The 12,802-nt window shown below is 64.9% G+C and carries 13 protein-coding genes and 1 pseudogene; 6 read left to right on the top strand and 8 right to left on the bottom strand.

The features are described 5' to 3' along the window. Positions 1–35 precede the first annotated feature (35 nt). The gene (locus IEY12_RS13635) at positions 36–890 is read right to left on the bottom strand and encodes a CBS domain-containing protein (protein ID WP_188884212.1); all 855 of its coding nucleotides are present in this window, start codon (positions 888–890) and stop codon (positions 36–38) included. A 105-nt stretch (positions 891–995) separates the two neighbouring features. Between IEY12_RS13635 and IEY12_RS13630 the strand changes: the two genes are divergently transcribed. Then, the gene (locus tag IEY12_RS13630; RefSeq protein ID WP_188884211.1) at positions 996–1,352 is read left to right on the top strand and encodes a DUF8165 family protein; all 357 of its coding nucleotides are present in this window, start codon (positions 996–998) and stop codon (positions 1,350–1,352) included. 119 nt (positions 1,353–1,471) lie between these two features. Here the strand turns inward: IEY12_RS13630 and IEY12_RS13625 are convergent, their stop codons facing one another. The 5 genes and pseudogenes from IEY12_RS13625 to IEY12_RS13605 form a co-directional block, all read right to left on the bottom strand. Then, positions 1,472–2,191 (bottom strand): cyclase family protein, encoded by a 720-nt coding sequence (locus tag IEY12_RS13625; protein WP_188884210.1) that lies wholly within the window; start codon positions 2,189–2,191, stop codon positions 1,472–1,474. Between the two features lie 124 nt (positions 2,192–2,315). Next, entirely contained in the window at positions 2,316–3,221 is a 906-nt protein-coding gene (locus tag IEY12_RS13620; RefSeq protein WP_188884303.1) for an ABC transporter permease, read from the bottom strand. 103 nt (positions 3,222–3,324) lie between these two features. Next, entirely contained in the window at positions 3,325–4,917 is a 1,593-nt protein-coding gene (locus IEY12_RS13615; protein ID WP_188884209.1) for a sugar ABC transporter ATP-binding protein, read from the bottom strand. A gap of 73 nt (positions 4,918–4,990) precedes the next feature. Beyond that, on the bottom strand, positions 4,991–6,175 hold the full coding sequence (locus tag IEY12_RS13610) for a sugar ABC transporter substrate-binding protein (protein WP_188884302.1): 1,185 nt from the start codon (positions 6,173–6,175) through the stop codon (positions 4,991–4,993). 706 nt (positions 6,176–6,881) lie between these two features. Continuing rightward, positions 6,882–7,463: pseudogene (locus IEY12_RS13605) on the bottom strand (UxaA family hydrolase); the annotation flags it as partial. A gap of 137 nt (positions 7,464–7,600) precedes the next feature. Between IEY12_RS13605 and IEY12_RS13600 the strand changes: the two are divergent. Continuing rightward, positions 7,601–7,873 carry a hypothetical protein gene (locus tag IEY12_RS13600; protein WP_188884208.1) on the top strand — a complete coding sequence of 91 codons (273 nt, stop codon included), beginning with the start codon at positions 7,601–7,603 and terminating at the stop codon, positions 7,871–7,873. Between the two features lie 88 nt (positions 7,874–7,961). After that, positions 7,962–8,507, top strand: coding sequence for a hypothetical protein (locus IEY12_RS13595; RefSeq protein WP_188884207.1), 546 nt, complete (start codon positions 7,962–7,964; stop codon positions 8,505–8,507). Between the two features lie 210 nt (positions 8,508–8,717). On the opposite strand, the gene IEY12_RS13590 is transcribed toward IEY12_RS13595, so the two are convergent. Continuing rightward, positions 8,718–9,050, bottom strand: a complete 333-nt coding sequence (locus IEY12_RS13590; RefSeq protein WP_188884206.1) for a hypothetical protein — start codon at positions 9,048–9,050, stop codon at positions 8,718–8,720. A 407-nt stretch (positions 9,051–9,457) separates the two neighbouring features. On the opposite strand from IEY12_RS13590, the gene IEY12_RS13585 reads away from it, so the two are divergent. After that, on the top strand, positions 9,458–10,330 hold the full coding sequence (locus IEY12_RS13585) for a poly-gamma-glutamate hydrolase family protein (protein ID WP_188884205.1): 873 nt from the start codon (positions 9,458–9,460) through the stop codon (positions 10,328–10,330). A gap of 16 nt (positions 10,331–10,346) precedes the next feature. On the opposite strand, the gene IEY12_RS13580 is transcribed toward IEY12_RS13585, so the two are convergent. After that, positions 10,347–11,342: a hypothetical protein gene (locus IEY12_RS13580; protein ID WP_188884204.1), complete on the bottom strand. Its 996-nt coding sequence runs from the start codon at positions 11,340–11,342 to the stop codon at positions 10,347–10,349. A 264-nt stretch (positions 11,343–11,606) separates the two neighbouring features. Between IEY12_RS13580 and IEY12_RS13575 the strand changes: the two genes are divergently transcribed. Together IEY12_RS13575 and IEY12_RS13570 are read left to right on the top strand one after the other, a co-directional pair. Beyond that, positions 11,607–11,987 (top strand): cupin domain-containing protein, encoded by a 381-nt coding sequence (locus IEY12_RS13575; RefSeq protein ID WP_188884203.1) that lies wholly within the window; start codon positions 11,607–11,609, stop codon positions 11,985–11,987. 259 nt (positions 11,988–12,246) lie between these two features. After that, positions 12,247–12,537 carry a DUF7967 family protein gene (locus IEY12_RS13570; RefSeq protein WP_188884202.1) on the top strand — a complete coding sequence of 97 codons (291 nt, stop codon included), beginning with the start codon at positions 12,247–12,249 and terminating at the stop codon, positions 12,535–12,537. The last annotated feature ends 265 nt before the right edge of the window (positions 12,538–12,802 follow it).

The raw sequence follows: 12,802 nt of genomic DNA, 5'->3' as shown, positions 1-12,802 counted from the left end.
TCGTCTCTGCACGATCGATCTCCTGACCCCTCGGCCTACGCCTCCGCCTCGGATTCGTCCGGTGAGCGGGAGGAGTCGCCGGACGAATCCGGGTCGTAGCCCGCGTCCCGGAGGGACGCGAGTATCCGCGTGATGGTGTCGAGCGTCTCGCGGAGGTTCTCGGTGGTGCGGCCGCTACTGAGGAAGTCGTCGCTGTCGGTGTTCTCGACGAGGAGGTTAGCGTGTGCGACGTCGTTGCGGAGTTCGGTGACGGCGTGGAGCCGGGAGTCCGCGGTGCCGCTTTGCGAGAAGCCACACGCCCGCCAGCAGGCCTCGACGTCGGTGACGATGGTTTCGAGCGTCGAGAACTGCGCGTAGTGAATCTCGGAGAGGGCGACGTTCGCCGCGCGGGCGTCCGCGTAGCGCTCCTCGATGGCGTCGAGTTCGCCGACGGTGACGGACGTCCGCTTCCAGTCGGGCGCTTCCGCGAGGACGAGTTCGCGGAGGTGTTCTTCGAGGTAGGTGATGCGGTCGAAGAGGGAGATGCGCGCGGGGGCGGTGTTGAGGTCGGCGCGGGTGAGGACGCCGCTGACGTGGTTGTGCCCGCCGAGGAAGTAGGCCGAGTGTTCGGTGAGGGCGTCGAGGACGGCGGGGAAGGCGGCGTCGCCGCTGATCATGTGGGTGATCGTGAGCGGCGTGAGGGCGTCCTCGAGCGTGCCCGTGGCGTCGGCGGTGACGTCGTCCTCGTGGACGAAGCCGACGGGGTCGCCGTCGCGATAGATCGGCGCGGCGTCGTAGCCGTTCTCGGCGAGCCACGTCGCGGCGTCGCTCGGAGCGGTGTCGTGCGAGAGATGCTCGACGGGGCTGGTGGCGAGTTCGCCCGCCGTACAGTCGTAGAGGTCGCGAGGCATAGTCCCTCGTCGTCGTCCGGGCCACTCAATGGTGGGGATACCGTGTCAGTCCTGACGACCCCGCCACAACACTGATGCCTGTAGAGCATATATTTTCAACTTATTATGCTCAAAGGGCATTTCGGGCGGTCAGGTGGGAGCATCGACCACGGGGACGCGACGATGCTGTTCCCGGTCGACGACCTCGACGCGACGGTGCTCTCGGGGCGGGACGCCGAGCTCGCGCTCGGCGACGTCGAGAGCGAGCGCGTCATCGTCATCGCGCCGACGGGCTTCGGGAGCAGCCACTTCCTCACCAGTCGGCCGCTCACCGCGATTCCCGTCGCCGACCTCCCCGCCGAGGTTCGCTCAGCGCTCGACGACGCGCTCGACGCCTCCATCGACGCCTTCGCGGTCATCCAGATCGGGAAATGGACGACCGACAGCCCGAACCACTCGCTCGCCGAATACACGGACGCCTAGTCCCACCGGTTCACGTGGTTCGAGGGGAGTGCGAACGGTTCCCTTTGTTTAATCTCGGCTGATACTGTTCGCTCGGTGGACCTGGGATTGCCAACTCAGAGGTGGTGACACCGTGCCGCTCACTCCACGATGGCGACCGCACGGATGGGTGATCCCGAGCCATCCTCGATCTTCAGTGGGAACGTCGCGAGGAGCGAGAACGGCGGGAGCGCCTCGAGGTTCGTCAGGTTCTCGACGATGTATACCTCGTTTCCGAGAAGTTCGTAGTGCACCGGGAACTCCTCAGTACCCGAGACGTCGATAGCCGCGGTGTCACAGCCGACCACAGCGACGTCGGCGTCGGTGAGGTACGCGGCGGCCTCCTCCGAGAGGCCGGGCCACTCCTCCATGTAGTAGGTGCCGTCGGCGCCCGTGTCCCAGTGGCGATCCCAGCCGAACCGGAAGAGGACCCTGTCGCCCTCCGTTAGCTCACCGTGCTCCGCCTCCCACTCGCGGATTCGATCCGCAGGTACGGTCTCGTTCGGACCCACATCGGTGACGTCGATCGTCGCGGCGCGTCCCACGAGGCGATCGAGCGGGACCGAGGAGATGTCGTAGTGAGCGTCGCCCTCGGCGATGAAGTGGAGTGGCGCGTCCACGTGCGTCCCCGTGTGCTCGCCGAGCGTGAGACGGTAGTGGCACGCGACGTCACCCTCCTCGTAGGACTCGTAGCGGGTGTGTCCGTATCGCGCGTGCGTCGGGACGGTTGGAACACCCTCTTCGAGAGCGTGAGTCAGGTCGACGAGTTCGCCGTCGGCGAGTGCGCCGAGCGCCGACGAGAGTGCCGCGTCGTCGCTCATCGGCACCCACCTCCACGTCCCGCTGGTCGGTCCGGTGTCTGTACGCCGTCTGAGCTGTGGTTGGTCGTGGTCGGCATGAAAGGATGGATGGTGCGTGTTTCGACGACCCGGTGGGTCGTGATCGTTACTTGACGATGTCGATCTTATCGCGGTCCATCGACATCGCGACGGCGAAGATGACGACGAACCCGAGGATGATCTCCTGAACGAACGACTGGATGCTGAGGAGGTTCATCCCGTTCGTCAGCACGCCGATGACGAGAACGCCGAGGATGGTCCGGTGCGGACCGCCGACGCCGCCCGTCAGCGCCGTCCCACCCATCACGATAGCCGCGATAGACTGGAGCAACAGCCCCGACCCCATCCCGGGCGTTGCGGACGTGATACGAGCGCTCAGCAGGACGCCGGCGAGTCCGCAGAGGGTCCCGGAGAGGACGAACGCGCCGATCTTGTAGCGGTCGACCTTGACCCCGGAGAAGTCGGCGACCCGCTCGTTCTCGCCGAGGGCGTACGTGTAGCGCCCGAACGTCGTCTTCCACGCGATGAGGGAGACGATGACGTAGGTGACGAGGCCCCAGATGACGAGGTTCGGGACCTGCGGGATGACGTGGCCGATCGCGAGCTGACGGATCGCCGGGGAGTTGAACGGGACCGAGTAGCCGCCGGTGATCAACAGAGCCGACCCCCCGAAGATCGAGAGGGAGCCGAGCGTGACCAGGAAGGACGGAATCTTCCCCTTTGCGAACACGATACCGTTGAGCAGGCCGACACCCGTGCCGACGAGGACGCCGATCGGGAGCGCCAGCATCCCGAGCTGGTAGTCGCTGACGAGCAGCGCCATCGCGACGCCGCTCAGGGAGACGATGGACGCCACCGAGAGGTCGATGCTCTGCTGGAGGATCGGGAACGTCCCGGCGAGCGCCACGAACAGCAGGATCATGCTGTTCATCAGGACGTTCCCGACGAGGTTGTCGAAGGTCAGGAAGACCCCCGAGGTGGCGGTGAAAATCGCCATCAGGATCACCAGCATCAGGAACGGACCGAGGTCGACGGCGATATCGAGGGCTGACCGGCTTTCCGTGTACTCGTCGTACCATTCGCGAACGGGGTTCGATTGTGATTCTTGAGCCATGTTAGATCATCTTCTGGATGAGTTCCGATTCGGTCGGCTTATCGCCGGCCGGTGCATCGACGACGTCCACGACCTCCCCGTCCCGCATCACGGCGATACGGTTGCTCATCCCGATGAGCTCGGGGAGTTCGTCCGCGATGAAGACCATCGCCACGTCGTCGTCGGCGAGGTCGCGGAGGATGTCGTAGACCTCCTCCTTCGCGCCCACGTCGATGCCACGCGTCACGTTGTCCATGACGAGCGTCGAGATGTCGCCCTGGAGGTTTTTCCCCAATACGACTTTCTGCTGGTTCCCGCCGCTGAGCTGGACGAGAGGGGTCTCGATACTGGGTGTTTTGACGTTGAGCTGGTCGATGACGTCCTCGGCCATCTCGTCCTCCTTGTCGAAGTCGATGAGCCAGGGGACGGCGCCGAGCCCCGGTATCTTGTCGGCGACGACGTCCGTCCCGAGGCTGGGGAGGGAGACGTTCACGCGAAGCGGCTGGTAGAGGAGCGTCCCCTCCGACTGGCGTTCCTTCGGGACGTATCCGACGCCGGCGTCGAACATCCGGGAGACCGAACCGAGTTCGATGGACGAGCCATCGACGGCGATTTCGCCCTCGTCGGCGTCGTCCACGCCGCTCAGCACTCGCCCGAGCGCGCTCTTCCCGCTCCCCATGACGCCACAGATACCGAGGATCTCGCCCTCGCGGACGTCGAAGGAGACGGAGTCGAAGCGGTCCTCCCGGCTGAGGTTCGAGACCGAGAAGACCGTCTCCGCCTCCCCGACGTCGCGCTGTCGGGAGCTGCGGTAGTACTCTTCGGAGACCTCCCGGCCGACCATGCTCTGCTGGAGGTTGTCCTCGGTCGCGTCCTCGACCGGGAGGTGGTTGACGATTTTGCCGTCGCGGAGGACGTAGATGCGGTCGCTGACTTCGAGGACTTCGTCGAGTTCGTGCGAGACGAAGACGAACGATGCGTGATCGCGGAGTTCGTTGATGCGGTCGAACAGCAGGTCGCGGCCGTCCTCCTCGAGACCGGCCGTCGGCTCGTCGAGCAGGATGACGGGGTGGTCGGTGTGGACGGTCTCGGTGAACGCCTTCGCGATGCTCAACATCTGCCGGTCGCTGAAGGAGTAGCCCGAGACGCGCTTCGTCAGGTCGAGGTCGATCCCGAGGGTATCGAGAACCTCCGCCCCCTCGCGCTTGAGCGTGTCCGTGTCGAGGACGCCCGCGTTCGAGTAGTCCGGGAACTGCTCCAAGAACAGGTTCTCGTACCCCGTCAGGTTCGGGATGACGTTGTGTTCCTGGTGGACGATAGCGATCCCGTGGTGGGATGCCGCCCGTGGGTCGGAGATGTCGACTTCGCTCCCGTCGACGTGGATGCTGCCCGAGTCCTGCTGGTAGATCCCGCTGAGGATGTTTAGGAGGGTGCTCTTCCCGGCGCCGTTCTCCCCGACGAGTCCGACGACTTCGCCGGTCCCGATTTCGAAGTTGACGTCGTCGAGGGCGACGACGTTCGTGAACTCCTTTCGGATGTCCGCGACGCGAAACCGCGGCGCTGCCTCGGAGTCACGCGCCTCGGCCCGAGTACTCGGGTCGGTCCCGGTGCTCATAGACGACACCGTCGTTGTTCGAGCGTGGGTGAGTTGGAAATAGTGTACATAGTGGTGAGTCCGCCTGCGGCGTCTACAGGTAGGGGTTGTTGCCGTTGACGTTCCGCTGGTGGTAGTCCTCCGCGACCTGATCGAAGAGGTCGGCGTCGTCGTACTCCGAGGGGACGCTGAGGTCGTTCGGCTTGTTGCTCTCGTCCCACTTCAGCTGGTTCCACTCGGATTTGCGGATCGGGGCCAACGCGTGCTGCGGGTCCCAGTCCTCGCCGCTCTCGTGGACGGACGCGAGCTTCCAGTCGTAGGGGGAGTGCCCGTCGCTGTAGGCGACGGAGTTGTACTTGTCCGGCGTCGCGAACGTGGTGTCGAGGTCGCTGAACTTCGACTGGTCGAGACCCGGGTTGAGGACGGTGAGGGTCCGTGTCCACATCATCCGCTCGGGGATGCTGGGACGCCACCCGTGGAGCCAGTCCCAGGCCTTCGCGACGGCCCAACCGCCCTGCCAGAACGGCGGCGCGGCCTGCTCCTGTACCTGGTAGGGCTCGCCGGAGTCCGGGCCGTTGTTGTTGATGTACTCGATGTTCGAGAGCGCGCCGTCGAAGCCCGTGAACGGGATCGCCATGTCGTTCTCGGAGAGGACGGTCGCTGCGCCGAGACCGAGCGTCCCGTTGTTGCAGTAGACGCCGTCGATGTCGTCGCCGTGGTTGGCGATGAACGACGACATGACCTCGCGGCCTTTCTGTCGCGTCCAGCCGCCGGAGTACTGGGAGCCGAGGAGGGTGATGTCGGGGTAGTCCTCCTGGGCCATCTTCATGCCCTCGACACGATAGGAGCCGATGTGTCCCTTCGGACCGAGGATGGCGACGTAGTTACCCTCGCCGCCCATCTCCTCGAAGAGGATCTTCGCGGGGATCGCACCGGCCTTGAACGTCTCCGGGATCTGGTACTGGACGAACTCGGGGCCGATCTTCGACGGGAACAGCCACTTGCCCATCGACCAGTACTCGAAGAAGGGGACGCCGCCGTCGACCGCCGTCTCGGCGATCGACTGCACGCCGGCGTCGCTCGGTGCGGTCGCGGCGACCATGTCAGCACCGCTCGTGATGGCGCCCTGGATCTGCGAGATCTGCTTACTCAGTTGGCCACCGTGGTCTTGTGCGCTCCCCGTCATGCCGAAGTCGTCCGCGGCCTCCTTCATGCCCGAGAGGAACGCCTTCCAGAGGTCGATTTTCAGGCTGTCCGGAGAGAGGAACGCCTTATCGATTGGCTGGTTGTACCCGCCGCTGCCCCCGCTCGAGGTCGTGGTACCGTCTCCGCCGGACCCACCGTCACTCGAGCAGCCGGCTAGAGTGGTGATGGCACCTGCGCCGACGACCCCACCGACACCCTTGAGGTACTGCCGACGTCGTTGACCGGTCGAACCATATTTATAATTATTATCCATGCTACGCATCAGGGTTGAACATCATGGTGGAAAAGTATTGTGCTTGAGTGTAACATACACGCCAGAGGGCGCGACTGTCCGGCGTGTATATCGGGGACGTGCTTTCCACACCGTCCCGCGTGCCGCGCGGCGAGAGCACCCCGACTGGTTCCACACATCGGCCTCGACATCGGCGGCGTCGACACCGCAGGACGACCAGCGCGAGTGTGATGGCATCCTCATCGGCCCGTCCGGTCCCGGTGACACACGGTACGCGTTCCACCGCGACCCCGACGGGCACAGGTCGAACTCGTCGAATCTCGGCCGGGCACTAAGCGGGAGGAATCGTCGGCCGACACGCCGACGGTCGCTACATCGACGGGCCGACGCGCGTGATGGCGAACTCGGTGAGACCGTGCCCCTCCGCACACGTCGCCGCGCCATCGGCGACGTCGCGAACGGCCGCCACGAGATCCGTCGGGTCCGCCGTCCGCGCGTCGACGAGCGAGACACCGCTCGCGCTCGCTCGCGCCCCGTACTCGACGGCCTCGTCGATGGCGTGGTCGCCGATGAACTCCGGTGTCTCGCTGAACGACGCGGTACCGCCGTCTCGGACGAGCCGGTCGCACGCCTTCCCGACCGCGGGATTCGCCGCGATGCCGCTCGTGGCGTCGCTTCCGCCGCACTCCGCGGCGAAGACCAGTTCGTTCGCGTCCGCCTCCTCACGACGCGCCGTTGATGCCTCCTCGTTCAGCTCGTCGAGGGTTGCCGTACCCGCCTCGAGCGCGGCGCTGGTACCGCCGACGTCGCGGATCGAGAGGGTGTCGACCGGCGTCCCGTTCCGTGCGATCCGATCGGCGAGGTCCGCGGCGTCCGTCTCCTCGGTACCGAGTTCGACCACGAGGGCGGCGCCGACGTTCGGGTTCTGGCCGATTCCCGCGAGGACGCGTTCGGTCTGTGAGCGCGTCTCCGGCGGTCGCGTGGTCCCCATCTGGTGTGGCGTCGCCTTTCCCCATGCACCGACTCCGTCCGCGATGCCGCGCGCGACGCTGCTCGCCGCGACGGGCGTCGGGGTGACGGCGACGTGGTTCCGGACACCGACGCGACCGTCGTCGCGTCGGTACCCCATGAATGTTGATGTTATACGGCCTGGTTTGCCGTGCGATATCAAATGCCTTTCGCGTAGGCACTCGGCCCACGAGCATTCACTGTTCGCCGCCGGTACGGAACCAGAATCTACACCAGGGTCTCCTCCCACGTTGCGGTATGGCCAAGACCGTCGACGAGCTTCGAAACGAGATCAGGGTAGCTGTGGGGCGCTTCGAGCGGGAGATCTCGGCGACGTTCACGAAAGAGGACCTCGCCGCGATCTGCGACGCCCTCGACTACGAGATCGACACCGACTCGCTGCCGCCGAAACCACGGATGCGCGCCGGCATCCTCACGACGATCGGCGAGCGTGACGACGAGGCGGACGGCGTCGACCGAGCGTTCCGGAAAGCCGAACTCGAAGCGATCGCCGCCGCGCTCGACGAGTAGCCCGCTCCGTCTTTTCGTCGAGTAGGCAGCGTAACTGTCATGTGGGCTAGTCCATACTTTTTCACCGCTGCCAGCAGTTTGGGCGGATATGCCTCCTCAAACCCCTGAAGAGGTGGTGGCGATGACAGACACCCACCTCGACTATATCACGTCGACGAACAGCCGGTTGCAGCAGTACAAGGGCCGGACGCAGGCCGTCCTGTCGATGCTAGACGCGCTTCAGCGCGACAGGGCTGAAACAGAGGCGGGGCCAGAGACGAGCGATCTCAAAGAGACACGCGAGGCTGCCCAGACGCTTCAGGATCAACTCGAGTATTGGATTGAAGCGACAGAAGAGCTGCAAGAAATCGTTCGTAATTCAAATTCTGTTGTCCGGGTTGCACAGGGTATGACGAGTTCGCTAACCGAGATCGACGAGGATCTACCCGAGCGGGTGGCGAAACTCGAAGAAAAGTTCGAGGGATATCGTGACGCGACCGACTCGGTCAGAGACAATATCGAGATCGGCGTCGAACTCTTGGAGCGATTAGTTATCTTGCTCATCGACGCGCCGGAGTCAGATGAAATCGCCGAGATAAGCGCAAGAATCGCGGACCACCATCGGACGATCAAAGAGCGGCTCGACATCGACTAAGGCTCGGCTATTCGATCTCGACCCGCTTCGCACTACTCACAGGCCGGAACCGTGGCGGCCTGAGTCGTATTCCTAGCACTCCCAAATCGGTTGTCCCACTCAGTTCCGACAGCGAGCGCCATCGTCGGTACCGACGACCGCACCACGGACGTCGAGTCAGCAACGACCGACACCTGCCCGAACTGTGGCGTCACCGCTGAGTGAGACTGGCTACTCTTCGTACAGGGCTCTCAATCTCTCCGTGAAGTGGACGTATCGGCGGTCAACCGTCTTGAACCGTGTGTGTCCCCAATTGGCCAGGTCGAATCCGTCGCTCTGGGTATCAGTATAGCGAATCGTCTCTTTGCGGGGTTCAATGTGCACGAGCTCCTTTTGTTTCAACCCCTCCAAGACTTCGTCCACATCGTCGTCACCCGTTATGGCTGTGAGATTCTCCACGGGCAGTCCCTCCTCGACCATGAACGGCAGAGTGTCCTGATCCAGGACCCGGTCACCAATCTCCACGATGGAGTCGACGAAGTCTTGCTCAGCGGGGCTCAGCATGGATCGCTTCCCTCGGCAGTTCTCTCCTTCGCGGGTCTCGTGTGCACGAGTGTGACGTCGAGGTTCGCCGCGTCCGTCCGGTGGACGACGTCGCCGAACGCCGGTACCTCCATGCGTGCTCTGGTGCGTGGATTCGGATGAATCTACGGGTGCAATCGAGAATATCCGGGACGTGTTCGAGCGGCACAACGGCGCGACGCGCGGACGCTCTCGACGGAGATACCGAGGTCACGGAGCGCGCGGCGCCACGTCTGTTGCGCAGTTCCTCGCGCACGAATCCGAGCAGGCCGCGCCTCGGCCTCGGCGTCACGGTGCACAGCCCGACAGCGAGGCCGAGCGACGACGCCACCGAACCGATGTTCTGTGTCACCCCAGCTTTAACCTCGTCTCCGCTCTGACGGCTCGTCATGGTTCAGGCGCGCGTGGAGAGTCGGACCGACGTTGCCGAGGACGAGAGCGGTCGGACGTGCCACCTCAGTTCACGACTCGCCGAGCGGCTCGACAAGGAGCACGGAGATCACGTCCGTCTCGAGAACGACTATCTCGCCGCTCACGCGGAGGTCGAGCAGGTGACTGCGGGAGCGGAGGAGACGATCTGGCTCTCCGGAACCGGCCGCGATCGGATCGGCACGCGGCCGGGCGAGACGGTCCACGTCGATGCGACGATCCCCCTCGAGGGAGGCTATATGGCGGCGTGGCCGCGCGGTGACTTCTCCGAGACGCTCTGGGGCGACGAGCGCGGCGACCTCCTGATCTCGTGTCCGCACGGCGGTGATATCGAGTTCGGTACCGACGACATCGGCGCCCGTCTCTTCCGCTCGCTCCGGGCGACCGGGACGCCGGTAACCGCGTGGCTCTGCCACGGCTTCAACTCCGGGTTCGCGTCCGACGCGTTCAGTCGTTGGCACATGAAGAAACCCGTTACCGCTGCCGACGCGTACCCCGAACTCGAGCGGATGCTCGACTGGCGGTTCGCCTACGTCGTCGGCATCCACATGCACTCCTATTCGGAGTACATCGCCGTCGGCGGTCGCGCCCCCGATTCGCTTCGCGAGTCCGTCGGTGACGCGCTCCGCGAGACGCTCCCCGCTGATTTCGAGATCCGTACCGACTACGACGAGATGGCGCTCGCGGGGCGCGGCGAGACGAGTTCGGTCAACTACTTCTGCGACGGGACCGGCGTACAGCTCGAACTGCCGCCGATGGTCTGCTATCGGTACCGGAAGCGCGTCGCGGACGCGCTCCACGATGTCTACGGCGCCCTCCTCGAAGAGGAGTAGTCCCACTCCGATCCGGTCAGTCGTCGCGGAGCGCGAGTGGAACCGGAACCGCCTCGACGTGGTGCTCACAGCTCTGTTCGTGATGGGGGCCGGGTGGGAACGGCTTGGCGCCGCACGTCCCGCAGGTGGCCGAGTACGCGCGGTCGGTTCGAAATCGGGGCGTCGCGGTGTGATACTTGCAGTCGGAGCGGTGGTGTGGGCCCTCGGAATAGGGTTTCGCGCCGCAGACGCACGGTGTGTTGTAGCCGTCGTCGGCGACCTGCCAGTCGGTGCGCGCGTGGAAGCCGCGCGGACAGTCGGCGTGGTGGTGGAAGCCGGCGACGAACGGCCGCGCTTTACAGTCCTCGTGCTTGCAGTACTTCCGCGTCGCGTGGTGCGTATCGTACCGGAGCTGACGCGCGTAACGCGGGCAGCTCCGGTCGTGATGCGGCCCCTCGGAGTAGGGCCGCGACTCACAGTGTTTACACTTCGAGATGTAGTCGAGGCGGTCGAAGTGGGTCAGCGGGTAGACGGTCATCGCGACGAAGCGCTCCAGGTCGAGGTCTTCCGGAAGCGACTCGGCGCCGACGGAGTCACTCGCCGGGTCGAGAGATTCCGCGTTCGAGGACGGGGCGACCGCGTCGACCGACGACTCGGGCTGGCCGACTGGCTCCCGTTCGAGAAGTGCCCGCCCGTCGGCCCACACGTCGGGGTGATCGATCGGTTCATTAAGGACGTCGTCGAGCGCGTCCCGCTTCTCGTCCCAGTCAGGCAGCTGTCGCTCCCGACGGGACTGGAGTTCGCGTTCGGCCGTCTCCTGAAGCGGATGATGGGGCGTATCGCGGAGCCGACGGAGTTCGACAGCGTCCCACTGGTCGGAGGGAGTGCCGGGAGCGATGGAGGTGTGCGCGTACGGCTCCGCCTCCAGGTCGGGCCGTGACCCCGTGCGGCCGGTACCCCCGTCTCGCTGCGAACGCGTCGGCCGCGGCCCCGACTGCTCGCTCGGCGGTCGGCCGAGACTGGGATCGTACATCACTCGTCCGTGGTGGGGCCACGCTACTGAAAGTTCGGTCGGGAGCGGTCGCGTACGCCCGGCGCCAGTACTAACGGACTCCGATAGAGAGGCCACCACATATCAAATGAGGACCCCATTGACTTCGGCGAGTTGCAATCCGAGGGGAAGTCCACGAGTTCGGCGAGACGGCCCTCGCCGCCGGCGGGACCGATCCTCTCGTCGCGGGGTGGCCGAACGAGTTCGGGGGAAGCGTGACGTCCAGGACGTGCGAGTCTTCGCGTAATGGTCGCGACGAGCTTCGACGCGGAGCGGACGTACGACGAGGAGGCGTTCAACGCGGAGACGGTCTTCGAGAGCGAGCGGCAGAAGGTCGTGCTCGGGTTCTTCGAACCCGGGCAGTTCATCCCGGTGCACGCTCCTGAGAGCGACGTCGCGATCACGGTGCAGTCCGGACGCGGCGTCGTCCACGACGCGGGGGAGACGTATCGGGTCGAGCGCGGTGACGTGGTCGTCGTCGAGGCCGGCGCGGCACGCGGGGTGCGCGCGGACGACGGGACGCGGCTGGAAGCGACGCTCGTGACCGCGCCCCCGCCCTCTGACGCCGAGCACGCGCCGGTTCGTGAGGGCCTCCGTAGCGGCGTCTTCGACCCGCGCGAGACGTGACCGGCAGTCCGCCGAACCAACGCTGGCCGGCGCGGCCTCATCGCGGACGACGAGCACGGCCGTCTTCCCCTTCTTCGAGCGCGATCATTCCATTCTTCGTAGGCGCCGGCAAGACCCTTAACCAACACTCGCGCGAAATAGCGTATCTTGTTGGTTAAACCTATCATGACGTCGCGGCTAACCCGTGCAGTCCAGCCCCCCAACCCATTCCTCCAGAGCCGGCAGTACACCCATCTGTCTGTGCAACGTAGGAGTGTGCATGAGTATCCAAGAGAGCGACGCGGAGGCGGTTCGGGTGTGGTTGGTCGAGCGGACGTACTCGGACGACGAGCAGAACCTCATCATCCTGACGTACGCGACCCCGGACGGCGAGCGCTACTTCCGCAAGGAACGCGCGCTCACGAGCTTCGGCGACGTCCGCGACACCACCGCCGCCGTCGACGCCGCACCCACCAATCTCGGCCACGTCGACGACTCGGAAACGCGCCAGCAGTACGCCGCCGAAGCCACGCGCATGCGTGACGCCCACGACCCCAACGACGTCATCTAACCACTCTCAAAGTAAGGGCATCACCGTCCGATTCCGTGAAACGGCCGTTAGGTAGGTATGCAAACCCACCGCCGAGGGTTCTGCCAGATATCATTGGTGTTCTCGGGAGCGTGCTGAATACAGAGGATGTACTTAGTGACGTATCAGAGATAGCAGTGAACGTCACGATGGACAGTCTGGTCGGTAGCGTAGGGTAGAACCAATCTGGATGGCCGGGATTCGGTCGCGTCGAGAAGATTCATTTCCTCGTCGTCCGTAACCACAA

The organism is Halarchaeum grantii, from assembly GCF_014647455.2.
In the GTDB taxonomy this organism is placed as follows: domain Archaea; phylum Halobacteriota; class Halobacteria; order Halobacteriales; family Halobacteriaceae; genus Halarchaeum; species Halarchaeum grantii.
Note: the sequence above shows the minus strand (reverse complement) of the source record. Positions and strands in the feature narration are given on the sequence as shown.

What these genes read in the sequence shown, in the direction of transcription:
- IEY12_RS13625 (WP_188884210.1), bottom strand. Translation starts at nt 2,191, where the DNA reads ATGAGCGACGACGCGGCACTCTCGTCGGCGCTCGGCGCACTCGCCGAC.
- IEY12_RS13575 (WP_188884203.1), top strand. Translation starts at nt 11,607, where the DNA reads ATGGTCGCGACGAGCTTCGACGCGGAGCGGACGTACGACGAGGAGGCG.
- IEY12_RS13600 (WP_188884208.1), top strand. Translation starts at nt 7,601, where the DNA reads ATGGCCAAGACCGTCGACGAGCTTCGAAACGAGATCAGGGTAGCTGTG.
- IEY12_RS13615 (WP_188884209.1), bottom strand. Translation starts at nt 4,917, where the DNA reads ATGAGCACCGGGACCGACCCGAGTACTCGGGCCGAGGCGCGTGACTCC.
- IEY12_RS13595 (WP_188884207.1), top strand. Translation starts at nt 7,962, where the DNA reads ATGCCTCCTCAAACCCCTGAAGAGGTGGTGGCGATGACAGACACCCAC.
- IEY12_RS13570 (WP_188884202.1), top strand. Translation starts at nt 12,247, where the DNA reads ATGAGTATCCAAGAGAGCGACGCGGAGGCGGTTCGGGTGTGGTTGGTC.
- IEY12_RS13590 (WP_188884206.1), bottom strand. Translation starts at nt 9,050, where the DNA reads ATGCTGAGCCCCGCTGAGCAAGACTTCGTCGACTCCATCGTGGAGATT.
- IEY12_RS13580 (WP_188884204.1), bottom strand. Translation starts at nt 11,342, where the DNA reads ATGTACGATCCCAGTCTCGGCCGACCGCCGAGCGAGCAGTCGGGGCCG.
- IEY12_RS13620 (WP_188884303.1), bottom strand. Translation starts at nt 3,221, where the DNA reads ATGCTGGTGATCCTGATGGCGATTTTCACCGCCACCTCGGGGGTCTTC.
- IEY12_RS13635 (WP_188884212.1), bottom strand. Translation starts at nt 890, where the DNA reads ATGCCTCGCGACCTCTACGACTGTACGGCGGGCGAACTCGCCACCAGC.
- IEY12_RS13585 (WP_188884205.1), top strand. Translation starts at nt 9,458, where the DNA reads ATGGTTCAGGCGCGCGTGGAGAGTCGGACCGACGTTGCCGAGGACGAG.
- IEY12_RS13630 (WP_188884211.1), top strand. Translation starts at nt 996, where the DNA reads ATGCTCAAAGGGCATTTCGGGCGGTCAGGTGGGAGCATCGACCACGGG.